This window comes from Actinoplanes sp. NPDC051470 (assembly GCF_040682035.1).
In the GTDB taxonomy this organism is placed as follows: Bacteria; Actinomycetota; Actinomycetes; order Mycobacteriales; family Micromonosporaceae; genus Actinoplanes.
This window is the reverse complement of record NZ_JBFBAA010000012.1, coordinates 157915-181248: the sequence shown is the minus strand read 5'-3', so window position 1 is coordinate 181248 and position 23334 is coordinate 157915. Positions and strand designations below refer to the sequence as shown.

Here is a 23334-nt window from a genome sequence, read left to right as displayed (position 1 = left end):
AGGTCCCTATCGCGCTGGTCGTTCAATACCGGCGCTTCTGTGAAACGTGGTGTGCCAGGGAACCAAAGGGGCATGTGGTTCCTGGCGACTCGGAAAACTAGCGGTCATGTGGGCTTTCGGCAACGTGGGGGTACCCCTCGATCACCTCCCGCCCAGCCTGCTAAGACGCCCGTTTCACCCGAGCGCGGCGCGGCACGCGTCGGCGGCACGCTCGGCGGCGGCACGCAAGGCAGTCACGTCGGGCCCCGCTCCGAGGACCTCGCGTGAGTACGACGGCAGCACGTTTTGCCGACTTTCGCCGAAGATCGTCCGGAGCTGATCAGGGGTCCCACCCTGCGCTCCCAGGCCCGGAGCAAGCAACGGACCGTTCACCTTGGACAGCTCGTGACCGGTGTCGCCAATGGTCGCCCCGACCACCAGGCCGATACTCCCGAGGGGACTCGCACCCGCGTTGAGCTGGGAAATCTCATCGATCACGGTCTGGGCGACGGTGCGGCCGTCCGGTGTGACGGCATGCTGGACGGCCGGTCCCTCCGGGTTGGACGTGAGCGCGAGGACGAAGACGCCGGCGCCGTGCTCGGCCGCCGCGTCGAATGCGGGACGCAACGAACCCACACCGAGGTAGGGACTCACAGTAATCGCATCGACACTCATGGGAGTCAATGGATTCAGATACGCGTCGGCGTACGCGGCCATCGTCGAGCCGATATCTCCGCGCTTAACGTCAAGCAGGATGATCACTCCCGCCTCTCGTGACTGTCGGATAATTGACTCAAGAACGTGGATGCCACGTGACCCAAATCTCTCGAAAAACGCCGACTGAGGCTTGAGAACCGCGACCTGACCGGCGAGCGCCTCGGCCACGGTGAAGGCGAAGCGTTCCAGGCCGGATACGTCGTCGGGCAGCCCCCACCGAGCGAGCAGAGCGCTGTGCGGATCGATGCCGACGCAGAGCGGTCCGCGCTCCGCGACGGCCCGGTGGAGACGTTCCCCGAAGGGCAGCGTGGCCATGGTCGTCCTCTTCCTGTCGGCTCGCGGACACCGCCGCGGCTAATCACTTGATAAAGCGGACACCGCCGCGGCGATGCCACCGGTGATGCGGGCGACGTCGGCGTCGTCCGTGACGTACGGCGGCATGGTGTAGATCAGGTCGCCGAACGGGCGCAGCCAGACCCCGGCGCCGACCGCGGCCGCGGTGGCCGTGGGCAGATCGACGTCGTGATCGAGCTGAACCACGCCGATGGCGCCGAGCACCCGGACGTCGGCCACCCCGGCAGCGCCCCTGAGCGGCTCCAGACCGGCACGGAGAGCGGTTTCGATCCGGGCGGTCGCGGCGGACCAGGAACCGTCGCTCAGGAGGCTCAGGGAGGCGTTGGCCACCGCGCAGGCGAGCGGGTTGCCCATGAAGGTCGGCCCGTGGGCCAGCCCGCCGCCCGGGCCGGCCGAGATCCGATGGGCCACCTCGGGCGTGCAGAGGGTCGCCGCGAGGCTCAGATATCCCCCGGTCAGGGCCTTGCCGAGACACATGATGTCGGGGGTGACACCGGCCCGGTCAGCGGCGAACATCGATCCGGTACGCCCGAAGCCGGTCGCGATCTCGTCGAAGATGAGCAGAATGTCCCGCTCCCGGGTGACCTCCCGCAGCACCCGGAGGTAGCCCGGATCGTGGAACCGCATCCCGCCGGCGCCCTGCACGACCGGCTCGACGATCACGGCGGCGAGCTCGTCCGCGTGCTGTTCGATCGTCTCGACCAGCTCAGCCGCGTACCCGTCGTCGAAGTGGGCCGGCGGCGGCGGCGCGAAGATCTGCACCGGCAGCACCCCGGTCCACAGCGAGTGCATCCCGCCGACCGGGTCACAGACGCTCATCGGGTGGAACGTGTCCCCGTGGTAGCCGCCGCGCCAGGTGGCCAGCCGGCGTTTGCCCGGCCGGGCCTGCAGCGCCATCTTGATCGCCACCTCGACGCCGACCGAGCCGGAGTCGCAGAGGAAGACGTGCTCCAGGCCCTCGGGGGTGAGGTCGACCAGGCGGGTGGCCAGCTCGACGGCCGGCGCGTGGGTGAGGCCGCCGAACATCACGTGGCTCATCCGGGACGCCTGGTCGGCCAGCGCCGCGTCCAGCACCGGGTGCCGGTAGCCGTGGATGGCCGCCCACCACGACGACATGCCGTCGACCAGCTCGCGGCCGTCGGCCAGGCGCAGCCGGACACCCTGGGCGCTCTCCACCACGTACGGGTCGGAGCGCCCGGGCATCGGGCCGTAGGGGTGCCAGACGTGCGCCCGGTCGAGCGCGAGGAGCCGCGGCGCCGGGTCGTCGTTCATCGCGCCGAGGCGATCGCCCGCACCAGCGCGGGTCCTCGATAGACGAACCCGGTGTAGAGCTGCACCAGGGACGCGCCGGCGTCGAACAGCCGGCTCGCGTCGTCCGGGTCGAGCACCCCGCCGACCCCGATGATCGGCAGCGCTCCCCCGGTCTCCTCGTGCACGAAATGGACGACCTTGCGGGCCTTCTCGGTCAGCGGCCGGCCGGACAGCCCGCCCGCCTCGGCCGCCCGCGGCTGGTCGGCCGGGGCCAGCCCGTCCCGGGCGAGGGTGGTGTTGGTCGCGATCACCCCGGCCGCGCCGTACGCCAGGCACACCTCGAGCAGCTCGGCGATGGCCGGCTCGGCCAGGTCGGGCGCGATCTTCACCAGCACCGGCGTCTTGCCGACCAGCGCGCCCAGCAGCGACCCGATGGCCGCTTTGTCCTGCAGCGTCCGCAGTCCGGGCGTGTTCGGCGAGGACACGTTCACGGCGATGTAGTCGGCGTGTTCCTGAACCAGGTTGTACGAGGTCAGGTAGTCCTCGACGGCCTGGTCGAGCGGGGTGACCTTGGACTTGCCGAGGGACACGCCGACCGGGATGCCGATGTCGCCCGCGGCGGCCAGGCGTGGCGCCAGGGCGGCGGCGCCCTCGTTGTTGAAGCCCATCCGGTTGATGATCGCTTCGCTGTCCCGCAGCCGGAACAGCCGCGGCTTGTCGTTGCCCGGCTGCGGGTGCGCGGTGACCGTGCCGACCTCGATGAAGCCGAAGCCCATGGCCGGCCACGAGGCCAGGGCCACGCCGTTCTTGTCCATCCCGGCGGCCAGGCCGACCGGGTTGGGAAACCGCACGCCGAACACCTCGACCGGCTTCGACACCGCATAACGCGATCGCAGCGCCTTCAAGAGGGGCCGGTTGAGCGAAGTGAGCCGCGCCAGGGTGAACTCGTGCGCGCGCTCGGCGTCGCCCCCGCCGACCCGGAACAGGATCGGCCGGAGCGTCCGTTCGAAGGCGGTCATCCGTCGCTCCGGAGGGCCGCGTGCAGCTCCTGGAGCGGGCGTACGGTCAGGTCACCCCGCATCAGCGCCTCGATGCCCATCACCGCGGCGGCCGCGCCGGGCACCGTGGTGATGCTCGGGATGTCGTTGGTGACGGCGGCGGAGCGCAGTTCGTACCCGTCCGCGCGGGCGGCCGCCCCCGACCCCTGCGGGGTGTTGATGATCAGCGCGATCTCCCCGGCCTCGATCAGCGCGATCGCGTTCTGCCCCGGGCTCTCGAAGTGCTTGGGCACGATCTCGCACTCGATGCCGTGCCGGCGCAGCACCTCGCCGGTGCCGGCCGTGGTCACGATCGTGAAGCCGAGGTCGGCCAGCCGCTTGATCGGGAAGATCATCGAGCGCTTGTCCCGGTTGGCCACCGACACGAAGATCTTGCCGCTGGTCGGCAGCGAGCCGTACGCCGCGGCCTGCGACTTGGCGAACGCCTGCCCGAAGCCGGCGTCGATGCCCATCACCTCGCCGGTCGACTTCATCTCGGGCCCGAGCAGGCTGTCCACGCCCTGCCCGGCGGGGGTGCGGAACCGCTTGAACGGCAGCACCGCCTCCTTGATCGCGATCGGCGCGCCCTCCGGCGTGGAGCCGCCGTCCCGGTCCTTCAGCAGCAGGCCCTCGTCGCGCAGCTCCTGGATGGTGGCGCCGAGCATGATCCGGGCGGCCGCCTTGGCCAGCGGCACCGCGGTCGCCTTGGAGACGAACGGCACGGTCCGGGAGGCGCGCGGGTTGGCCTCCAGCACGTAGAGCGAGTCGTCCTTCAGGGCGTACTGGACGTTGAGCAGGCCGCGCACGCCGACGCCGCGGGCGATCGCCTCGGTGTAGCGGCGGACCTCGGCCAGGTGCGAGCCGGCCAGCGTGACCGGCGGCAGCGAGCAGGACGAGTCGCCGGAGTGGATGCCGGCCTCCTCGATGTGCTCCATCACGCCGCCGAGGTAGACCTCGCCGGTGTGGTCGCAGAGCGCGTCGACGTCGATCTCGATCGCGTCGTCCAGGAACCGGTCGACCAGCACCGGGTGGTCCGGCGAGATCTCGGTGGCCCGGTCGATGTACCCGTTCAGCGTCGGCTCGTCGTACACGATCTCCATGCCGCGGCCGCCCAGCACGTACGACGGCCGGACCAGGACGGGGTAGCCGATCGTGTCGGCGATCGCCTTGGCCTCCTCGAACGAGGTGGCGGTCCCGTGGTCGGGCGAGCGCAGCCCGGCCCTGGCCAGCACCGAGCCGAACTGGCCGCGGTCCTCGGCCAGGTCGATCGACTCAGGGCTGGTGCCGACGATGGGCACGCCGGCCGCCTTGAGCCGGTGCGCCAGCCCGAGCGGCGTCTGCCCGCCGAGCTGCACGATCACGCCGACCACGCCCGGTCCGCCGGCCGCCTTGCCCGAGGAGTCCTCGGCGTGCACGACCTCGAGCACGTCCTCGAAGGTCAGCGGCTCGAAGTAGAGCCGGTCGGCGGTGTCGTAGTCGGTGGAGACCGTCTCCGGGTTGCAGTTGACCATCACGGTCTCGAAATCGACACCCCGGAGGGCCATGACCGCGTGTACGCACGAGTAGTCGAACTCGATGCCCTGGCCGATCCGGTTCGGCCCCGAACCCAGGATGATCACCTTGGGCCGGTCCGAGGGCGCGACCTCGGTCTCCTCGTCGTAGGTCGAGTAGTGGTACGGCGTGTCCGCCTCGAACTCGGCCGCGCACGTGTCGACGGTCTTGTAGACCGGCCGCACCCCGAGCCGGTGCCGCAGCGACCGCACGCCGTCCTCGCCGGCGAACTCCGGCCGCAGCGCCGCCAGCTGGCGGTCGGACAGCCCGGCCCGCTTGGCCCGCCGCAGCAGCGGCTCGTCGAGCACCGCCGCGTCCGAAATGTCCCGTCGCAACTCCACCAGCGCCGCGATCTCGTCCAGGAACCAGGGATCGATCCCGCCGCTGGCCTCGTGGACCTGCGACACGGAGGCGCCCAGGCGGAGAGCACGCTCGACGGTGTAGAGCCGACCGTCGTGCGGAATGCGCAAAGCCGCCAAAGTGGACTCAAGATCGTCGGAGTCGGGACGGGTCCAGAATCCGGCCGCCGACGTCTCCATGGAACGCATCGCCTTGTTCAGGGCCTCGGCGAAGTTCCGGCCCAGCGACATGGCCTCGCCGACCGACTTCATCGTGGTGGTCAGCTCGGCGTCCGCCCCGGGGAACTTCTCGAACGCGAACCGCGGGATCTTCACCACCACGTAGTCGAGCGCCGGCTCGAACGCGGCCGGCGTCTTCAGCGTGATGTCGTTCGGGATCTCGTCCAGGGTGTAGCCGATGGCCAGCTTGGCGGCGATCTTCGCGATCGGGAAGCCGGTCGCCTTCGAGGCCAGCGCCGACGACCGGGAGACCCGCGGGTTCATCTCGATCACGACCAGCCGGCCGTCCACCGGGTTGACGGCGAACTGGATGTTGCAGCCGCCGGTGTCCACGCCGACCTCACGCAGCACGGCGATGCCCAGGTCACGCAGGTTCTGGTATTCCCGGTCGGTGAGCGTCATGGCCGGGGCGACGGTCACGCTGTCGCCGGTGTGCACGCCCATCGGGTCGATGTTCTCGATCGAGCAGACCACCACGACGTTGTCGTGCTTGTCGCGCATCAGCTCGAGCTCGTACTCCTTCCAGCCGAGCACGCTCTCCTCGATCAGCACCTCGTGCACCGGGGAGTAGGCCAGCCCGGCGCCGGCGATCCGCTCCAGGTCCGTGTCGGTGTGCGCCATGCCGGACCCGAGGCCGCCCATGGTGAACGACGGCCGGATCACCACCGGCAGGCCGAGTTCGCCGACGGTCGCGCGGACCTCGTCCATCGAGTGGCAGACCCGCGAGCGCGGCGTCTCGCCACCGGCCTGGGCCACGATGTCCTTGAACAGCTGGCGGTCCTCGCCCTTGCGGATCGCGTCGATGTTGGCGCCGATCAGCTCGACGCCGTACTTCTCCAGCACCCCGTTCTCGTGCAGGGCGACCGCGGTGTTCAGCGCGGTCTGCCCGCCGAGCGTGGCCAGGATGGCGTCCGGTCGTTCCTTGGCGATGATCAGCTCGACGAACTCCGGGGTGATCGGCTCGACGTAGGTGGCGTCGGCGAACTCGGGGTCGGTCATGATCGTGGCCGGGTTGGAGTTGACCAGCGAGACGCGCAGGCCCTCGGCCCGGAGCACCCGGCAGGCCTGGGTGCCGGAGTAGTCGAACTCGCAGGCCTGCCCGATGACGATCGGACCGGAGCCGATCACCATGACATGCCGCAGATCTTCACGCTTCGGCATCAGGACCTCTTTTCCACGAGCTCGACGAACCGGTCGAACAGGTAGTCGGCGTCGTGCGGGCCGGCTGCCGCTTCCGGGTGGTACTGCACCGTGAACGCCGGCAATTCGAGAGCACGCAAACCTTCGACCACGTTGTCGTTGAGGCAGACATGGCTGACCTCGACCCCGCCGAAGTCGGTGTCGATCACCTGGTTGAGCGGCGCGTCCACGGCGAACCCGTGGTTGTGCGAGGTGACCTCGACCTTGCCGGTGGTCCGGTCGAGCACCGGCTGGTTGATGCCGCGGTGGCCGTACCCCAGCTTGTAGGTGCCGAAGCCGAGCGCCCGGCCGAGGATCTGGCTGCCGAAGCAGATGCCGAACAGCGGAACCTGGCGGCGCATCACGTCCTGGGCCAGGGCGACCGGGTGGTCGGCGGTGGCCGGGTCGCCCGGGCCGGGTGAGAAGAACACCGCGTCGGGGCCGACCGCGAGCAGGTCGTCGACGGTCGACGTGGCCGGGAAGATGTGCGTGGTGACCCCGCGGGCGGCGAGCCGGCGGGCCACGTTGCGCTTGATGCCCAGGTCGAGCGCGGCGACCGTGTACCGGTGTTCGCCCTCGGCCTCGACCGTGTAGCGCGAGCCGGTGCTGACCTCGGCCGAGAGGTCGGCGCCGAGCATCTGCGGCTGGGCCAGGACCCGGCCCCGCAACTCCTCGGCGTCGGTGGTGACCGAGGAGATGCCCACCCGCATCGCGCCGCGGGAACGCAGGTGCCGGGTCAGCGCCCGGGTGTCCACGCCGGCGATGCCGACCACGCCCTCGGTGGCCAGCCGCTCGTCGAGCGACGCGGTGGCCCGCCAGCTGGACGGGCGCCGGGCCGGGTCACGGACGACGTAGCCGGACACCCAGATCCGGTCGGACTCGTCGTCCTCGCCGTTCACCCCGGTGTTGCCGATCTGCGGCGCGGTCTGCACCACGACCTGCCGGTGGTACGACGGGTCGGTCAGCGTCTCCTGGTAGCCGGTCATGCCGGTGGTGAAGACGGCCTCGCCGAACGTCTCGCCGACCGCGCCGTAGGCGGTGCCGCGGAAGCTGCGGCCGTCCTCGAGAACGAGTATCGCTGGGGTCATTTCTGTGCCTTCCCGTCCAGGACCGTCGGCTCGCCCCGGAGGAAGGTCGCGACGATGCGGCCCGGCAGGGTGGTGCCCGCGTACGGCGTGTTGCGGCTCTTGCTGGTCAGCCCCGAAGGATCGACGACGCGGCGGGCGGCCGGGTCGACCAGGGTGAAGGTGGCGGCCTCGCCCGGCCGGAGCGAACGCCCGTGCGAGGAGAGGCCGGCGATGCGCGCGGGGGTGCGGGACATCCGGTCGGCGATCAGATCCCACTGCTCACCGAGGACCTCGAGCACGATGGGCAATGCGGTCTCGAGTCCCACCATGCCCGGCCTCGCGTACGCCCACTCGCACTCCTTGTCCTCCACCGCGTGCGGGGCGTGGTCGGTGGCGACGATGTCGATCACGCCCTCGACCAGGGCCGACCGCAGCGCCTCGATGTCACGTGCGGTGCGCAGCGGCGGGTTGACCTTGAACACCGGGTCGTAACTGGCCGCGAGTTCGTCGGTGAGCAGCAGGTGGTGCGGTGTCACCTCGGCGGTCACCCGTACCCCTCGCGCCTTGGCCTGGCGAAGCACCTCGACGGACCCGGCGGTGGAGACGTGGCAGATGTGCAACCGGCTGCCCACGTGCTCGGCCAGCAGCACGTCACGGGCGATGATCGCCTCCTCGGCGACCGCGGGCCAGCCGGTCAGGCCGAGCCGGGTGGACACCTCACCCTCGTGCATCTGGGCGCCCTCGGTGAGCCGCGGCTCCTCGGCGTGCTGGGCGATGATGCCGTCGAAGGCCTTCACGTACTCCAGCGCGCGGCGCATCAGGCGCGGGTCGGCGACACAGTTGCCGTCGTCGGAGAAGATCCGGACCTTGGCCGCCGAGGCCGCCATCGCCCCCAGCTCGGCGAGCTGCTTGCCGGCCAGCCCCACGGTGACCGCGCCGATCGGCTGCACGTCGACCAGCCCGGCCTCGCGCCCGAGCCGCCAGACCTGCTCGACCACGCCGGCCGTGTCGGCCACCGGCGAGGTGTTGGCCATCGCGCAGACCGCCGTGTAACCGCCGATCGCCGCGGCGCGTGAGCCGGTCTCGACCGTCTCGGCGTCCTCCCGGCCCGGCTCGCGCAGGTGGGTGTGCAGGTCGACCAGGCCGGGCAGCGCGACCAGGCCGTCGGCGTCGATGACCTCGGCCTGCTCGGCGGGCGAGTCGGCCAGGACGCCGTCCCGCACGAAGAGATCCGTCGGCGACGCGCCCAGGATCGAAGCGCCTCTGATGACGTACGAGGTCACGCCTTGCCTCCCAGCAGAAGATAAAGAACAGCCATCCGAGCACTGACGCCGTTGGCGACCTGCTCGACGATCGTGGACCTGGTCGAGTCGGCGACCTCGGGCGCGATCTCCATGCCCCGGTTCATCGGGCCCGGGTGCATGACGATCGCGTGCTCGGGCAGCCGCCTCATCCGCGGCGCGTCGAGCCCGTAGCGGCGGCTGTACTCCCGGGCCGAGGGGAAGTAGGAATCCTGCATCCGCTCGGTCTGCACCCGCAGCATCATCACGACATCCACGTCGGGCAGGACGCTGTCCAGGTCGTAGGAGACATCCGCGCCCGGCCAGAGCGGGATCAGCGTCGGCGGCCCGACCAGCGTGACCTTGGCCCCGAGCGTGGTGAGCAGCAGGACGTTGGAGCGCGCCACCCGGCTGTGCAGCACGTCACCGACGATCGCCACCCGCAGCCCCTCGATCTTTCCCAGACGAGACCTCATGGTGTACGCGTCGAGCAGCGCCTGCGTCGGGTGTTCGTGGGTGCCGTCGCCGGCGTTGATCACCGAACCGTCCACCCAGGACGACAACCGGTGCGGCGCGCCCGAGGCCGGGTGCCGGATGACCACCGCGTCGGCGCCCATCGCCTGCAGGGTCAGCGCGGTGTCCTTGAGGCTCTCGCCCTTGGACACGCTGGAGCCCTTGGCCGAGAAGTTGATCACGTCGGCGGAGAGCCGCTTGGCCGCCGCCTCGAACGAGATCCGGGTGCGGGTGGAGTCTTCGTAGAACAGGTTGACCACGGTCCGGCCGCGCAGCGTGGGCAGCTTCTTGACCTCGCGGCCGGCCAGCGCGGCCATCTCGCCCGCGGTGTCCAGGATCAAGGTCGCGGTGGCCGCGTCCAGGTCGGCGGCGGAGCGCAGGTGCTTGATCATCGGGGACCTCCGGTCAGCTTGACCTCGTCGACGCCGTCGTCGGTCTCGGCGAGCGACACCCGGACGCTCTCGTCCAGCGCGGTCGGGATGTTCTTGCCGACGTAGTCGGCGCGGATCGGCAGCTGCCGATGGCCGCGGTCGACGAGCACCGCGAGCTGCACCGAGCTGGGCCGGCCGACATCGTTGATCGCGTCGAGGGCGGCCCGGACCGTACGCCCGGAGTAGAGGACGTCGTCGACCAGGATCACCCGCCGCCCGTCGATGCCGCCGCCGGGGATCTCGGTCTTGCCGAGCGCGCGGGTGGCGTGCAGTCGCAGATCGTCGCGATAAAGCGTGATGTCCAGGGATCCGTACGGAATGTCGAGACCCTCGAAGGCGTGGATCCGGCCGGCCAGCCGATGGGCCAGCGGGACACCGCGGGTCGGGATGCCGAGAAGAACGGTGTCGGTCGCGCCGGACGTCTTCTCGAGAATCTGATGGGCCATGCGGTCGACAACGCGTTGGATGTCGGCGGCGGCCAGAATGGTTTTGTAGCTTGCGCCGGCCCTATTGGCATGCGGGTGCGCATGCATACGGGACCTCCTTCCCTGCCTCACGGGACAGGTCGTTAAAGGATGTCTTCTATGTCACGGCCCCCCTTGATCGGCGGGCCGCGGCTGACGCTACGTTACCAGTGCGCATTGCGTTGACCATGGTGACGTGGCTGACGCCGAGTGCGGGATCACAGAGGGAAAAGATAGGCAACTTTCCCAGGAGTCCCACGACACATCGGCGACCAACACTTGACCAGAGGTCGCAACGGCCGTACCGTCACGCTGCGTAGCGATCGCGGAGGAAGAACCCTCCGGGCCAGCACAGTACTGGGAGTGTCCGAATGCCGTCTGAGTACGCCAAGTCGTTGGGCGCCCGCCTGCGCTCGATCCGCCAGCAGCAGGGCCTGTCCCTGCAAGGCGTGGAAGAGAAGTCGAACGGCCGCTGGAAGGCCGTCGTGGTGGGCTCGTACGAGCGCGGCGACCGTGCGGTCACCGTCTCGCGTCTGGCCGAGCTGGCCGATTTCTATCGGGTCCCCGTGTCCGAGCTGCTGCCCGACGGCAGCGGCATCCGGCTCGAGGCCACCAACAAGATCGTGCTCGACCTCGAGAAGCTGTACGACACCACGGGTGAAGACCTGGCCTACGTGGCCCGGTACGCCCGGGCGATCCAGCAGCAGCGTGGTGACTACAACGGCCGGGTCCTGTCGATCCGCGCCGACGACCTGCGCGCTCTCGCGATCGTGTACGACATCTCGCCGTCCGGTCTCATCGAGCGTCTGACCGAGCAGGGTGTTCTGGTCGCCGACCCGCGCGCCTTCTTCGCGTCCTGACGTAAGCACCACGCAGAAAGGGGAGCCCGACGGGCTCCCCTTTTCCATGCGCGAAAACGATCAGCGAGTCGCGAACTCGGCGATCCGGCCGAGAATGCCGTTGAGGTAACGCGGGCTGTCGTCGGTGGACATCTGCTTGGCCAGCTCGACCGCCTCGGTGATCGCGACCGGGTCGTCGATCTCGGGGACGTACAGCAACTCGAACACCGCGATGCGGGCCAGGTTGCGGTCCACCACCGGCATCCGGTCGATGGTCCAGCCCTCGGCGTAGCTGGCGATCAGCTCGTCGATCCGGTCGAGGTGTTGGGCCACCCCCTCGACCAGGCTGATCGCGTAGGCCAGGTGGTCGGGGTGGGGCTTCTCGATCCGCTCGAGGTAGCTCTCCATGACCTTGCCCGGGGGCAGGTCACGCAGGTCAGCCTCGTAGAGGACGTCGAGGGCACGCTTGCGCGCCTTGCGGCGCGCCGGCATCTGCGTCTTGGGGCCCTCAGCCATCAGGTCAGCTACGACCGAGGTAGCGGCCATCGCGGGTGTCGACCTTGATCTTCTCGCCGGTGGTGATGAACAGCGGGACGTTGACCGTGGCGCCGGTCTCGACCGTCGCCGGCTTGGTGCCGCCGGTGGACCGGTCGCCCTGCAGGCCCGGCTCGGTGTAGGTCACCTCGAGGAAGACGCTGGTCGGCAGCTCGATGTAGAGCGGAACGCCCTCGTGCTGGGCGACCGTGGCCTCGGCCTCGGGCAGCAGGTAGTTCGCCGCCTCACCGACCGTGCCGCCGGCCACCTGGATCTGGTCGAAGGTGTCCAGGTCCATGAAGACGTAGTCGTCGCCGTCCTGGTAGAGGTATTGCATCGTGCGCTTGTCGACGGTCGCCGTCTCGACCTTGGTGCCGGCGTTGAAGGTCTTGTCGACGACCTTCCCGGAGAGGACGTTCTTGAGCGTGGTGCGGACGAACGCGCCGCCCTTGCCCGGCTTGACGTGCTGGAACTCGATGACGGACCAGAGTTCGCCGTCGAGGTTGAGCACGAGACCGTTCTTCAGGTCGTTGGTGGAAGCCATGTCCTGCCTTGTTCTCGTCGGTGACCGTCCGAGTCTACCGGCGCGACGCCCGGCCTGCTAACCGGGGTTTTGCGAGGCAACGTGCCGCAGCGCCAGCTTGTACCCATCGACGCCGAGGCCGGCGATCACCCCGGTGGCCACCGCGGAGATCACCGAATGGTGCCGGAACTGCTCACGCGCGTGGATGTTGCTGATGTGCACCTCGACGAGACGATTGCGCAGCATGGCGCAGGCGTCCCGGATCGCGTAGTTGTAGTGCGACCAGGCGCCCGGGTTCAGCACCACCGGCGCCTCCTCGTCGGCGGCGGCGTGCAGCCACGCGAGCATCTCGTGCTCGGCGTCGGTCTGGCGCACGACCACGTCCAGGCCGAGTTCGCCGCCGGCCGTCTCACAGAGCTTCACGAGATCGGCGTACGAGGTCAGCCCGTACACGTCCACCTGACGGGTGCCCAGCCGGCCGAGGTTCGGACCGTTCAGCACGTACACGCGGGTCACCGCGCCACCTCCGCATAGGCTCGCGTCAACATCTCGGGGTCGGGCCCGGCCAGGATGCCCGGCTGGGCGAGACCGTCCAGCACCACGAAGCGCAACGTGTCGGCGCGCGACTTCTTGTCCACGCGCATCGCCGGGAGGAGCTCCGGCCAGGCGTCGGCGGCGTAGCCGGTCGGCAGGCCCAGCGACTCCAGGACCGTCCGGTGCCGGGCGTGGGTCGCGGCGTCGAGGCGGCCGGCCAGGTGGGACAGGGCGGCGGCGAAGATCAGCCCGACCGACACGGCGTGACCGTGCTTCCAGGCGTACGCCTCGCGCTTCTCGATCGCGTGACCCAGCGTGTGGCCGTAGTTGAGGATTTCGCGCAACCCGGACTCGCGCAGATCTTGACCGACCACGTCGGCCTTGACCTGGATCGCCCGCTCGACCAGCTCCCGCAGCGCCGGGCCGCGCGGGTCGACGGCGGCGGCCGGATCGGCCTCGATCAGGTCGAGGATCAGCGGGTCGGCGATGAAGCCGGCCTTGACGATCTCGGCCATCCCGGCGAGCAGGTCGTCGGTGGGCAGAGTGTCCAACATGTCGAGATCGCAGAGCACCCCGGCGGGCGGATGGAACGCGCCGACCAGGTTCTTGCCGGCCGCCACGTTCACTCCGGTCTTGCCGCCGACCGAGGCGTCGACCATGCCCAGCAGCGACGTCGACACCGGCACCCAGCGGACGCCGCGCAGCCAGCTCGCCGCGACGTAGCCGGCCAGGTCGGTCACCGCTCCCCCGCCGACGCCGATCACCACGTCGGTTCGGGTGAAGGTGGCCGCGCCCAGCTCGTCCCAGCAGCGGGCGGCGACCTCGACGGTCTTGCCGGCCTCGGCATCCGGCACCTCGATGAGCAGCGGCGACGGGAGTTCCCGGGCCACCGCCTCGGCGTGGTCCCGCAGCGGCGCGGCGAAGAGCACGGCCGCGCGGGCCGCTCCGCCGATCAGTTCGGGCAGGTGTTTCGCGAGGTCCCGGCCGATGAGGACGTCGTACGGCCGGTCGCCACGCACCGGGATGCGGGTGGTCACACCGAGCACACTATTCGGCCCGTCGTGGGGTTATATCTTTCTAACCCCACACGGGTTATAAATGCCGCATGCCAAAAATCAACGTGTACCTTCCCGACGACCTGGCCGACGCCGTCCGCGACGCCGGCCTCCCGGTCTCCGCCATCTGCCAGCGCGCCCTCGAGCTGGCCGTCCGGCGCATCACCACGATCCGGCAGACCGTGCTCACCGCGATCTCCGACGAGGAGCTGGGCAACCAGCTGACCTCCTTCACGGCGCGCGCGGTCACCGTGCTCAAGCTCGCCCGCGACGCCGCCGACGGCCAGATCGGCACCACCCAGCTGCTCCAGGGCATGGCCGACGAGGGCGCGAACATGGCCGTGGCGATCCTCCAGTCGATGGAGATCTCCCCGAAACGGCTGGTCGAGGCGGCCCGCCAGGTCGACGAGCCGGGCTCCGAGGGCTTCAGCCTGCCCGCGGCGACCGCGCTGGAGCTGGCCGTGGCCGAGGCGACCGCCCTGGGCCACAACTACGTCGGCTGCGAACACCTGCTGATCGGGCTGGCCGCCGAGACCGACGGCGGCGCCGGCCACGCGCTGCGCGAGGCGGGGGCGGACGCCAAGGTTCTGCGGCGCTCGGTGTCGGCCGCGCTGGCCGGTTACACCCAGGCGAAGAACCCCGCGGCCCAGAACAGCGCGCTGCTGATGCTCCTGCGGCGCGAGCTGGCCCCGATCGTCAAGCGCGTCGAGGCCCTCGAGGCGCGATGACCCTGACCCAGGAAGACGTGATCATCATCCTGATCCTGTTCTTCGCCCTGGCCTGCTGAGAGCCTCAGCGTGTTGAGATCAGCTTCGCGATCTCCGCCGCGATCTCGTCGGGCAGGCGCTCGTCGGTGGCGACGGTGTGGGTCGCGACCTCGGTGTAGAGCGGGCGGCGCTGATCCATCAGGTGTTTCAGGGTGGCGCGCGGGTTGATCGACAGCAGCGGCCGGCCCGCGCCCAGCCCGACCCGCTTGATCGCGGTCGCGAACTCGGCCGACAGGTAGATCACGGTGTGCTCGCGCAGCGCCACGCGGGTCTCCTCGCGAAGCACCGCGCCACCGCCCAGCGCCAGCACACCGTCGAACGTGGACAGCGCCCCGGCGATCGTCTCGACCTCGAGCCGGCGGAACTCGTCCTCGCCCTCGTCGAAGAAGATCTCCGGGATCGGCTTGCCCGCCGCGACCTCGATCAGCGTGTCGGCGTCGGCGAACTCGACACCCAGCCGTGCGGCCAGCGCCGAGCCCACGGTGGTCTTGCCCGCGCCTGGCGCGCCGACCACGACCACCACCGGCGCCATCAGCGGATCACCAGGCCGGCCAGGTAACCGGCCAGGTTGCGGCGCATCTCGTCGGCCGAGTCGCCACCGAACTTCTCGGTCGCCGCCTCGGCCAGCACCAGCGCCACCATGGCCTCGGCCACCACGGCGCCGGCCGGGACCGCGCACACGTCGGACCGCTGGTTGATCGCCGTCGCGGCCTCACCGGTGAGCACGTCGACGGTCTGCAGGGCCCGGTTCAGCGAGGAGATCGGCTTGAGCGCCGCGCGTACCCGCAGATTCTCGCCGTTGGTGATGCCGCCCTCCAGGCCGCCCGCGCGATCGGTGACCCGCCGCACGCCGTCCTCGGTGGGGATGATCTCGTCGTGCGCGACCGAGCCGCGGGACCGGGCCTGCGTGAAGCCGTCGCCGATCTCCACACCCTTGACCGACTGGATCGACATCAGCGCGGTGGCCAGGCGGGCGTCCAGCTTGCGGTCCCATTGCACATGAGAACCCAGGCCCGGGGGTACGCCGTAAGCGAGCACCTCGACAATGCCGCCCAGGGTGTCCGCGTCCTTCTTGGCCGCGTCCACCTCGGCCACCATCCGGGCGCTGGCCTCCGGGTCGAGGCAGCGCAACGGGTCGGCGTCGATCCGGTCGGCGTCCTCGGGCGCCGGGATCAGACCGGCCTTGGCCGCCACCGAGCCCAGCTCGATCACGTGCGACACGATGTCGATGCCGAGCGTCTGCTTCACGATCGCCTTGGCCACCACGCCGACGGCGACCCGGGCCGCGGTCTCCCGGGCGCTGGCGCGTTCCAGGATCGGGCGGGCGTCGGCGTGACCGTACTTCTGCATGCCGGCCAGGTCGGCGTGACCGGGCCGGGGCCGGGTCAGCGGCGCGTTGCGGGCCTGGGCCGCCAGCTCGTCGGCGTCGACCGGGTCGGCGGCCATCACGGTCTGCCACTTGGGCCACTCGGAGTTGCCGATCCGGATCGCGACCGGGCTGCCCTGCGTCACCCCGTGACGGATGCCGCCGATCAGCTCGAGCTCGTCACGCTCGAAGGACATGCGCGCCCCCCGGCCGTAACCGAGCCGGCGGCGCGCCAGATCACGCCCGATGTCGTCACTCGTCACCCGCACCCCGGCGGGCACGCCCTCGAGGAGCGCGACGAGCGCGGGGCCATGGGATTCACCTGCGGTCAACCAGCGCAACACGGCAGCCAGTCTGTCACGCCGCGTCGCTGCGCCCCGCACACCCCGCCCCCATCCCGTCAGGCGGTCACCCGCGCCCCCTTTGCTCTGAGCGCGTATGGGCAACACCCGGCACCGCCACCACGGAAGTGGTGCCTATACGCGCTCAGAGCAAAGGCGGCGCGTGGATAGCCTGGCGGGGATGCGATCCTCGAAACTCGGCGGCGTCACGCTGGTGGTCCTGCTCGGGTTGATGACCGCGCTCCTGCCGCTGTCCCTGGACATGTACCTGCCGGCCTTCCCGGAGATCGCCGACGACCTGGGGGTGCCGCCGACCCAGATCCAGCTGTCGCTGACCACCTGTCTGCTGGGTCTCGCGGCCGGTCAGCTGATCTTCGGGCCGCTCAGCGACCGATGGGGCCGGCGGCCGGCCGCGATCCTGGGGATGAGCGCCTACGCGGTGGCGTCGCTGGCCATCGCCCTCGCGCCGTCGGCGCCACTCCTGATCGGGTTGCGGTTCCTGCAGGGGACGGCGGGCGGCATCGGCGTGGTGGTGGCCCGGGCGATCGTGCGTGACCTGCACGAAGGGGTCGCCGCGGCCAAGTTCTTCTCGCGGCTGACGCTGATCCTCGGGCTCGCGCCGATCGCCGCGCCCGCGCTGGGCAGCGCGGTGCTGACCCTGACCAGCTGGCACGGGATCTTCGTGACGCTCGGAGGGATCGGCGCTCTGCTCGCCGGCTTCGTCATGATCCGGCTGCGGGAGACGCTCCCGGCCGGGCGGCGCAGCACCGGCGGGCCGGCCGACCTGCGCGCGACCGCCCGGACGCTGCTCGCCGACCGGGTCTTCCTCGGCTACGCCGTCGCCCAGGGCATGTCGCTGGCCGCGCTGTTCGCCTACATCGCCGGGTCGTCGTTCGTTCTACAGGACGGGTACGGCCTGACGCCGACCGCCTTCAGCCTGCTGCTCGGGCTGAACGCGTGCGGCCTGCTCGCGCTCAGCCAGCTCAACGCGTGGCTGCTCGACCGTTTCCCGCCGCGGCGCCTGCTCGTGGCGACGATGGTCGCGCAGGTCGCGGCCGGCGCCATCGCCGTGGCCGGCGCCGTGACGGGCGCACTGCCGCTGCTCGCGGCCGGGTTCTTCCTGCTCGTGTCGACGATCGGCATGGTCACCCCGAACGCCACCGCCCTGGCCCTGGACCGGCGCCCGGAACGGGCCGGCACCGCGGCGGCCCTGCTCGGCGGCCTCCAGATGACGATCGCGGCTCTGATCACGCCGCTGGTCGGCGCGTTCGGCGACCCGGGAACCGGCGTCCCGATGGCCGCGATCATCCTGGGCGCGTCGGCGATCGCCCTGCTGGCCGTGCTGACCCAGACCGGTGGTAGCCCGGAGCGGCATCCGGGCCGCGGATAGCGCACCCACCTACCACTGCCTGTGACAGTGGTAGCCGAAGGCGGCATCCGGGCCGCGGACAGCGCCCTGCGCTACCACAGTTCGGGGGGCGGTCAGCGCAGGGCGGCGGCCGCGGCGAGGGCGTCGCGCATGGCGGACTCGGGCGCCGGGCGTACCCCGGTGAACTGCTCGAACTGCCCCAGCGCCTGGGCCAGCAGCAGGTCGAGGCCGGACGCCACCCGCAGGCCGGAAGCGGTCGCGGACGCGGCCAGCGGCGTCGGCCACGGGTCGTAGATCGCGTCGAACAGGACCGTGCCCGGCCGCCAGTGCACAGCCAGGGCCAGGTCGTCGGCGGCGCCCTTGGGCACCGTGGAGATCACCGCGTCGGCGTCGAACGCGTCCGGCGCCTTGGCCCAGTCGAGCGGCTCCAGGTCGACGCCGAGCGTGGCCGCCACCGGCGCCAGCTCTTCGGCGGCCGCGGGCCGGCGGGTCACCAGCGTCACCCGCGGCGCGCCCAGCAACGAGGCCGCCGCCAGCGCCGCGCGGGCCGTGCCGCCGCCACCCAGCACGGTGACCGTCGGGACGGCGATCACCCCGGCGTCGCGCAGCACACGCACCATGCCCGGAATGTCGGTGTTGTCGGCGTGCCACGTGCCGTCGGCCCGGCGTACCAGAGTGTTGGCCGCACCGACCGCCGCCGCCTCCGGCGTCGAGGTCGCGCCCAGCGTGAGCGCGACCTCCTTCAGCGGCATGGTCAGCGACAGCCCGGCCCACTCCGGACCGAGGCCGGCCACCAGGTCGGGCAGCTCGGCCGCCGCGCACTCGATGGCCGTGTACGACCAGGTCAGCAGCCCGGCCGCGGCGAACCCGGCGGCGTGGATGACCGGCGACAGCGAATGCGCGATCGGCTTGCCGCAGACGGCGGCCCGGCGGCCACCGGTCACAGGACGCCGTTCTTGCGGGCCGTCTGGATGTTCTTCTCGTGCTGTTCCACCGTCGCCGCGAACGCCGAGTGGCCCTGCTTGTCGATCGCCACGAAGTACAGCCACGGACCGGCCGGCGGGCTCATCGCGGCCTTCAGCGCGTTCTCGCCCGGGTTGTTGATCGGCGTCGGCGTCAGGCCCGGCTTGTTGTGCGTCCGGTACGGGTTCTTCGGGTCGTTCAGCTCGGTCGCCGTCATGTTCTTCGACGCCTTCTTGGCCCGGCCGGTCAACTGGTAGTAGTAGTTGATCCCGACGTCGAACTGCAGGCACTTGCACGGGAACGTGTCGCTGTAGACGCGGTTGTAGGCGACCCGGGCCACCTTGCCGAGGTCGTCCCGGTTGCCGGCCTCGGCCTCGGCCAGCGACGCCACGGTCAGCGCCTCATAGGGGCTGATCTTCCGCTCGGCCTGCACCTTGTTCACGAAGTCGAGGCTCTCGGCCACGGTCAGGAAGTGCGTCACCATCTCGGTGAGCATCTGCTCGGCCGTCGCCTTGGGCTCGAACTCGTACGTGTCGGGGAACAGGAAGCCCTCGATCGACTTGGTGGCCTTCTGCTTGTCCGTCCGGTTGAACCAGAAGCCGGGCACGCCCAGGGCCTCGGGATCCTTCGCGGCGGCCTTGAAGTCCTTCACCGGGATGCCGGTCTTCTGGGACAGGATCGCGTACACCTCGAACGCGGTCTTGCCCTCGGGGATGGTGATGCCGTTGCTGACCCGGGACTTCGGATCGAGCAGCGCCGCCACGGCCGCGTCGCCGGACATCTGCTTCTTGAGATTGAAGGTGCCCGACTGGATGTTCTTGCCGCGCGGGTTCTTCTCGGCCGCCTGGGTGAAGGCCTTGGTGCTCTTCACCACATCGGCCCCGACCAGCGTGTTACCCATGTCGGTCAGCGAGGAGTTCGCCTTGATCTGCACCTGGATCGTGCCGGTGCCCGCGCCGTCGTAGTCGGCCGCGGTGAAGAAGTCACGGATCTTGCTGTAGCCCAGGTAGACGCCGCCGCCCAGAACCGCCAGCAGCACGAACGCCATCAGGAAGGCGATCGCGGAGCGTCCGCCGCCACCCTTGCCACCCTTGCCCCGGGCGCCTCGCCGGTGCTTCGGTTTACCACTGCGGTCGGCGTGCTCCTCGAACGCCAGGTCCAGCTCGTCGATCATCTTGTCTGCCTCCGCTGCGCGTCCAGCCAGCTCTGCAGGATCTCCACCGCGGCGGCCTGGTCGACCACCGCCCGCTGCCGCTTCCCGCGGACGCCACGTTCGGCCAGCCTACGGGTCGCCACCACGGTCGACATCCTCTCGTCCGCAAAGACGACGGGAACGGGTTGCACCGCGCTCACCAGCCGATCAGCGTACGCACGAATGTCAATGGCGGCGGTCCCCTCGTCGCCGTTGAGACGGACGGGGAGACCCACCACGATCTGCACCACCTCGTGTTCCCCCACGAGACGGCCGAGCTCAGCTATGTCAGCGGGTACGGAATCGGCGGCCGCACCCATGTCACGAGAAACCGTGGCCAAGGGGGTCGCCAGGATCCCGTCAGGGTCGCAGATCGCGACCCCGACACGGACCTTACCGACATCGACGCCCAGCCGCCTACCCCGCGACAGTGCCGTCATCGCCACCCCCTGTAGTCAGGCGGCCTCGACGACCGCCTTCTCCACCGCCGCGAGCAGGGACGGAACCTGGTCGGCGGGCACGCCACCACCCTGCGCAAGGTCGGCGTTGCCGCCACCCCGGCCGGACAGCGCGCCCTTGACCAGGTCGCTCGCGGAGAGACCGCGCGACTTCGCCGTCGCGTTGACCGCCACGATGAGCGACGCCTTGCCGTTCGCCCGGGCCGCCACGGCGACCACCGCGGGACGGCTCTGGTCGATCTTGCCGCGGATCTCCTGAGCCAGCGTACGCACGTCGTTGCCGGCCGCGCCCTCCGGAGCCTCGGTGCCGACGAACGCGACGCCACCCAGGTCACGGGCCTGCTGGGCGAGCGCGCCGGCCCCACCCAGCACCATCTGCGCCCGAAGCTTCTCGAGCTCCTTCTCCGCGTCACGCAACGCGGTCACCGTCTGTTCCACCCGCTCGGCGACCTGGTCGCCGGGCACCCGGAACATCTCGGCCAGCCGGGACACCAGCAGGTGCTCCTTGGCCAGGAAGCCGAACGCGTCGATGCCGACCAGCGCCTCGACCCGGCGTACGCCGGAACCGATCGACGCCTCGGAGAGGATCTTCACCAGGCCGAGCTGACCGGACCGCGCGACGTGTGTTCCACCACACAGCTCACGCGCGTAGTCACCGACCTCAACCACGCGGACCTCGTCGCCGTACTTCTCCCCGAACAGCGCCATCGCACCCAGCCGGCGCGCTTCCTCCTGGGAGGTGATGAACGCGTGCACCTCGAGGTCGCGCAGCAGCACCTCGTTGACCTGCTGCTCCACGTCGAACAGCACGGCCGGCGAGACCGCGCCCGGAGTGTTGAAGTCGAACCGGAGCCGGCCCGGGGCGTTCAGTGAGCCCGCCTGCGTCGCCGACTCGCCGAGGAACGCCCGCATGGTCTGGTGGATCAGGTGGGTCGCGGTGTGCGAGCGGGAGATCGCCTTGCGCCGGGTCACGTCGATCTCGGCGAAACCCGCCTCGCCGGCGCGCACCTCGCCACGCAGCACGCGCGCCTTGTGCACGATCAGCCCGGGCACCGGCGTCTGCACGTCGACCACCTCGAGCCGGCCGCCGCCCACGTTGATGATGCCGGTGTCGGCCTGCTGGCCACCGCCCTCGGCGTAGAACGGCGTGTGGTCGAGCACCAGCTCGACGTAGTCACCCTCGCCCGCCGCCTGCAGCGCCGTGCCGTCGCCACCGAGCAGCGCACGCACCCGGGACTCCCGGCTGACCTCGGCGTAACCGGTGAACTCGACCGGGCCGCCCTGGTCGAGCATGGTCCGGTACGCCGACAGGTCGACGTGGCCGGTCTTGCGCGCCGCCGCGTCCGCCTTGGCCCGGGCCCGCTGGTCGGCCATCAGCCGGCGGAAGCCCTCCTGGTCGACCTCCAGGCCCTGCTCCTGCGCGATCTCCAGGGTCAGGTCGATCGGGAAGCCGTAGGTGTCGTGCAGCTGGAACGCCTTGTCCCCGGAGAGCCGCGGCTGGCTCGCCGCCTTGGTCTCGGTGATCGCGGTGTCCAGGATCGTCGTGCCCGCGCGCAGGGTGGAGAGGAACGCGTCCTCCTCCGCGTACGCGTAGGTCGAGATCCGGCCGAACTCCTCGGCCAGCTCCGGGTAGGACGGCGCCATGCAGTCGCGCGCCACCGGCAGCAGCTCGGGGAACGACTGTCCTTGCCAGCCGAGCAGGCGCATCGACCGGATCGCGCGGCGCATGATCCGGCGCAGCACGTAGCCGCGGCCCTCGTTGGACGGGGTCACGCCGTCGCCGATCAGCATCAGCGAGGTGCGGACGTGGTCGGCGATCACCCGCAGCCGGACGTCGTCGGGGTGGCTCTCGGACGCCGCGTGGCCGGAGTTACGGCCGTACGTCGTCCCGGTCAGTTCGGCCGCGCGGGCCAGGATCGGCCGGACCTCGTCGATCTCGTACAGGTTGTCGACGCCCTGCAGGATCGACGCGATGCGCTCCAGGCCCATGCCGGTGTCGATGTTCTGTTTCGGCAGGTCACCGACGATCGTGAAGTCTTCCTTGGACTTGACGTCGGTGATCTCGTGCTGCATGAAGACCAGGTTCCAGTACTCCAGGAACCGGTCCTCGTCGACCTCGGGGCCGCCGTCCGGGCCGTACGCCGGGCCGCGGTCGTAGTAGAGCTCGGAGCAGGGGCCGGCCGGGCCGGGGATGCCCATCGACCAGAAGTTGTCCTTCTTGCCGCGGCGCACGATCCGGTCGGGCGACATGCCCGGCTGCTGCTTCCAGATCTCGATCGCCTCGTCGTCGTCGAGGTAGACCGTCGCCCAGATCTTCTCCGGGTCGAGGCCGAAGCCGCCGTCCGCGACCGGCTTGGTGGACAGCTCCCAGGCCAGCGGGATCGCGCCCGCCTTGAAGTAGTCGCCGAACGAGAAGTTGCCGTTCATCTGGAAGAACGTGCCGTGCCTCGACGTCTTGCCGACCTCGTCGATGTCGGGCGTACGGATGCACTTCTGCACGCTGACCGCGCGCGGGTACGGCGTCGCCCGCTGGCCCAGGAAGAAGGGCACGAACTGCACCATGCCGGCGTTGATGAACAGCAGGTTGGGGTCGTCGATGGCGGGCAGCGGGGCGCTCGGCACGACCGTGTGCCCGTTGGCCTCGAAATGCGCCAGAAAGCGCCGCTTGATCTCCGCGGTCCTCATCGCTGACCCTCCTGGGCGTGCCGCCCCACCGTGCCGTCCTGCGGGTCGTCACGCAGCTCGGCGAACTCGTCCTTGTACAGCTCGCCCGCGGCGAAGGCCTCCTGGATCTCGTTCTCCCGTTCGGCCATTCCCTCGCGTACGTCATCCACGAAGTTACGGACCGACTCGACGAGACCGCCAGCGGATTCCGACAGCGACGTCGCGATGCCGGACGGGGAGTACTGGTTGGCCTTCTTGGTGAGCTGACGGACCACCAGGGCGCCGACGGCCAGGCCGGCCCCCAGCCAGAGCAGGCGCTTCATGTGCG

22 protein-coding genes are annotated in these 23334 nt (G+C 70.4%); 3 read left to right on the top strand and 19 right to left on the bottom strand.

Annotated elements, in window-relative coordinates; translation table 11 throughout:
* Positions 1–174: 174 nt before the first annotated feature.
* The 8 genes from pyrF to pyrR are packed head-to-tail and all read right to left on the bottom strand — an operon-like array spanning position 175 to position 10470.
* Positions 175–1011 carry an orotidine-5'-phosphate decarboxylase gene (pyrF, locus tag AB0M54_RS22355; protein ID WP_364323623.1) on the bottom strand — a complete coding sequence of 279 codons (837 nt, stop codon included), beginning with the start codon at positions 1009–1011 and terminating at the stop codon, positions 175–177.
* A gap of 39 nt (positions 1012–1050) precedes the next feature.
* A complete protein-coding gene (locus tag AB0M54_RS22350; RefSeq protein ID WP_364473454.1) occupies positions 1051–2322 on the bottom strand; it encodes an adenosylmethionine--8-amino-7-oxononanoate transaminase in 1272 nt (423 codons plus the stop codon).
* Complete coding sequence (locus tag AB0M54_RS22345; protein WP_364323619.1) at positions 2319–3320, bottom strand: quinone-dependent dihydroorotate dehydrogenase; 1002 nt, start codon at positions 3318–3320, stop codon at positions 2319–2321. The genes AB0M54_RS22350 and AB0M54_RS22345 overlap by 4 nt, the downstream gene beginning before the upstream one ends.
* Complete coding sequence (gene carB / locus AB0M54_RS22340) at positions 3317–6628, bottom strand: carbamoyl-phosphate synthase large subunit (RefSeq protein WP_364323617.1); 3312 nt, start codon at positions 6626–6628, stop codon at positions 3317–3319. The genes AB0M54_RS22345 and carB overlap by 4 nt, the downstream gene beginning before the upstream one ends.
* Complete coding sequence (gene carA, locus AB0M54_RS22335) at positions 6628–7734, bottom strand: glutamine-hydrolyzing carbamoyl-phosphate synthase small subunit (RefSeq protein ID WP_364323615.1); 1107 nt, start codon at positions 7732–7734, stop codon at positions 6628–6630. The genes carB and carA overlap by 1 nt, the downstream gene beginning before the upstream one ends.
* On the bottom strand, positions 7731–8996 hold the full coding sequence (locus AB0M54_RS22330) for a dihydroorotase (RefSeq protein ID WP_364323613.1): 1266 nt from the start codon (positions 8994–8996) through the stop codon (positions 7731–7733). Before AB0M54_RS22330 ends, carA begins: the two co-directional genes overlap by 4 nt.
* Complete coding sequence (locus AB0M54_RS22325; protein ID WP_364323611.1) at positions 8993–9898, bottom strand: aspartate carbamoyltransferase catalytic subunit; 906 nt, start codon at positions 9896–9898, stop codon at positions 8993–8995. Before AB0M54_RS22325 ends, AB0M54_RS22330 begins: the two co-directional genes overlap by 4 nt.
* A complete protein-coding gene (gene pyrR, locus AB0M54_RS22320) occupies positions 9895–10470 on the bottom strand; it encodes a bifunctional pyr operon transcriptional regulator/uracil phosphoribosyltransferase PyrR (RefSeq protein WP_364323610.1) in 576 nt (191 codons plus the stop codon). Before pyrR ends, AB0M54_RS22325 begins: the two co-directional genes overlap by 4 nt.
* Positions 10471–10772: 302 nt before the next feature.
* Between pyrR and AB0M54_RS22315 the strand changes: the two genes are divergently transcribed.
* Entirely contained in the window at positions 10773–11261 is a 489-nt protein-coding gene (locus AB0M54_RS22315; protein ID WP_014446326.1) for a transcriptional regulator, read from the top strand.
* Between the two features lie 60 nt (positions 11262–11321).
* On the opposite strand, the gene nusB is transcribed toward AB0M54_RS22315, so the two are convergent.
* The 4 genes from nusB to aroB are packed head-to-tail and all read right to left on the bottom strand — an operon-like array spanning position 11322 to position 13877.
* Entirely contained in the window at positions 11322–11732 is a 411-nt protein-coding gene (nusB, locus tag AB0M54_RS22310; protein ID WP_364323812.1) for a transcription antitermination factor NusB, read from the bottom strand.
* Positions 11733–11760: 28 nt separating this feature from the next.
* Positions 11761–12318 carry an elongation factor P gene (efp, locus tag AB0M54_RS22305; RefSeq protein ID WP_364323608.1) on the bottom strand — a complete coding sequence of 186 codons (558 nt, stop codon included), beginning with the start codon at positions 12316–12318 and terminating at the stop codon, positions 11761–11763.
* Positions 12319–12375: 57 nt separating this feature from the next.
* Positions 12376–12813: a type II 3-dehydroquinate dehydratase gene (gene aroQ, locus AB0M54_RS22300; RefSeq protein ID WP_364323606.1), complete on the bottom strand. Its 438-nt coding sequence runs from the start codon at positions 12811–12813 to the stop codon at positions 12376–12378.
* Positions 12810–13877, bottom strand: coding sequence for a 3-dehydroquinate synthase (gene aroB / locus AB0M54_RS22295; RefSeq protein ID WP_364473452.1), 1068 nt, complete (start codon positions 13875–13877; stop codon positions 12810–12812). The genes aroQ and aroB overlap by 4 nt, the downstream gene beginning before the upstream one ends.
* 59 nt (positions 13878–13936) lie before the next feature.
* On the opposite strand from aroB, the gene AB0M54_RS22290 reads away from it, so the two are divergent.
* Positions 13937–14614 (top strand): Clp protease N-terminal domain-containing protein, encoded by a 678-nt coding sequence (locus AB0M54_RS22290; RefSeq protein ID WP_364473450.1) that lies wholly within the window; start codon positions 13937–13939, stop codon positions 14612–14614.
* A 64-nt stretch (positions 14615–14678) separates the two neighbouring features.
* On the opposite strand, the gene AB0M54_RS22285 is transcribed toward AB0M54_RS22290, so the two are convergent.
* Complete coding sequence (locus tag AB0M54_RS22285; RefSeq protein WP_364323599.1) at positions 14679–15185, bottom strand: shikimate kinase; 507 nt, start codon at positions 15183–15185, stop codon at positions 14679–14681.
* Positions 15185–16363: a chorismate synthase gene (gene aroC, locus AB0M54_RS22280; protein WP_364473448.1), complete on the bottom strand. Its 1179-nt coding sequence runs from the start codon at positions 16361–16363 to the stop codon at positions 15185–15187. The genes AB0M54_RS22285 and aroC overlap by 1 nt, the downstream gene beginning before the upstream one ends.
* A 178-nt stretch (positions 16364–16541) precedes the next feature.
* Between aroC and AB0M54_RS22275 the strand changes: the two genes are divergently transcribed.
* The gene (locus AB0M54_RS22275) at positions 16542–17750 is read left to right on the top strand and encodes a multidrug effflux MFS transporter (RefSeq protein ID WP_364323595.1); all 1209 of its coding nucleotides are present in this window, start codon (positions 16542–16544) and stop codon (positions 17748–17750) included.
* A 92-nt stretch (positions 17751–17842) separates the two neighbouring features.
* Here AB0M54_RS22275 and AB0M54_RS22270 read toward each other — a convergent pair whose 3' ends face one another.
* From AB0M54_RS22270 to AB0M54_RS22250, 5 genes are read right to left on the bottom strand one after another with little or no spacing between them, the layout of a single operon-like run.
* A complete protein-coding gene (locus tag AB0M54_RS22270; RefSeq protein ID WP_364323593.1) occupies positions 17843–18673 on the bottom strand; it encodes a shikimate dehydrogenase in 831 nt (276 codons plus the stop codon).
* Positions 18670–19866 (bottom strand): endolytic transglycosylase MltG, encoded by a 1197-nt coding sequence (mltG, locus tag AB0M54_RS22265; RefSeq protein WP_364323591.1) that lies wholly within the window; start codon positions 19864–19866, stop codon positions 18670–18672. The genes AB0M54_RS22270 and mltG overlap by 4 nt, the downstream gene beginning before the upstream one ends.
* The gene (ruvX, locus tag AB0M54_RS22260; protein WP_364323589.1) at positions 19863–20324 is read right to left on the bottom strand and encodes a Holliday junction resolvase RuvX; all 462 of its coding nucleotides are present in this window, start codon (positions 20322–20324) and stop codon (positions 19863–19865) included. The genes mltG and ruvX overlap by 4 nt, the downstream gene beginning before the upstream one ends.
* A gap of 15 nt (positions 20325–20339) precedes the next feature.
* Positions 20340–23027, bottom strand: a complete 2688-nt coding sequence (gene alaS, locus AB0M54_RS22255; RefSeq protein WP_364323587.1) for an alanine--tRNA ligase — start codon at positions 23025–23027, stop codon at positions 20340–20342.
* Complete coding sequence (locus tag AB0M54_RS22250; protein WP_364323585.1) at positions 23024–23329, bottom strand: hypothetical protein; 306 nt, start codon at positions 23327–23329, stop codon at positions 23024–23026. Before AB0M54_RS22250 ends, alaS begins: the two co-directional genes overlap by 4 nt.
* Positions 23330–23334: the final 5 nt, after the last annotated feature.

Excerpts from the sequence above, each read along its gene's own strand:
- AB0M54_RS22290 (WP_364473450.1), top strand. The coding sequence starts at position 13,937 with ATGCCAAAAATCAACGTGTACCTTCCCGACGACCTGGCCGACGCCGTC.
- alaS (WP_364323587.1), bottom strand. The coding sequence starts at position 23,027 with ATGAGGACCGCGGAGATCAAGCGGCGCTTTCTGGCGCATTTCGAGGCC.
- AB0M54_RS22345 (WP_364323619.1), bottom strand. The coding sequence starts at position 3,320 with ATGACCGCCTTCGAACGGACGCTCCGGCCGATCCTGTTCCGGGTCGGC.
- mltG (WP_364323591.1), bottom strand. The coding sequence starts at position 19,866 with ATGATCGACGAGCTGGACCTGGCGTTCGAGGAGCACGCCGACCGCAGT.
- AB0M54_RS22315 (WP_014446326.1), top strand. The coding sequence starts at position 10,773 with ATGCCGTCTGAGTACGCCAAGTCGTTGGGCGCCCGCCTGCGCTCGATC.
- carA (WP_364323615.1), bottom strand. The coding sequence starts at position 7,734 with ATGACCCCAGCGATACTCGTTCTCGAGGACGGCCGCAGCTTCCGCGGC.
- pyrR (WP_364323610.1), bottom strand. The coding sequence starts at position 10,470 with ATGCATGCGCACCCGCATGCCAATAGGGCCGGCGCAAGCTACAAAACC.
- AB0M54_RS22275 (WP_364323595.1), top strand. The coding sequence starts at position 16,542 with ATGCGATCCTCGAAACTCGGCGGCGTCACGCTGGTGGTCCTGCTCGGG.
- AB0M54_RS22250 (WP_364323585.1), bottom strand. The coding sequence starts at position 23,329 with ATGAAGCGCCTGCTCTGGCTGGGGGCCGGCCTGGCCGTCGGCGCCCTG.
- AB0M54_RS22350 (WP_364473454.1), bottom strand. The coding sequence starts at position 2,322 with ATGAACGACGACCCGGCGCCGCGGCTCCTCGCGCTCGACCGGGCGCAC.
- nusB (WP_364323812.1), bottom strand. The coding sequence starts at position 11,732 with ATGCCGGCGCGCCGCAAGGCGCGCAAGCGTGCCCTCGACGTCCTCTAC.
- pyrF (WP_364323623.1), bottom strand. The coding sequence starts at position 1,011 with ATGGCCACGCTGCCCTTCGGGGAACGTCTCCACCGGGCCGTCGCGGAG.
- AB0M54_RS22285 (WP_364323599.1), bottom strand. The coding sequence starts at position 15,185 with ATGGCGCCGGTGGTGGTCGTGGTCGGCGCGCCAGGCGCGGGCAAGACC.
- AB0M54_RS22325 (WP_364323611.1), bottom strand. The coding sequence starts at position 9,898 with ATGATCAAGCACCTGCGCTCCGCCGCCGACCTGGACGCGGCCACCGCG.
- efp (WP_364323608.1), bottom strand. The coding sequence starts at position 12,318 with ATGGCTTCCACCAACGACCTGAAGAACGGTCTCGTGCTCAACCTCGAC.
- ruvX (WP_364323589.1), bottom strand. The coding sequence starts at position 20,324 with ATGACGGCACTGTCGCGGGGTAGGCGGCTGGGCGTCGATGTCGGTAAG.
- carB (WP_364323617.1), bottom strand. The coding sequence starts at position 6,628 with ATGCCGAAGCGTGAAGATCTGCGGCATGTCATGGTGATCGGCTCCGGT.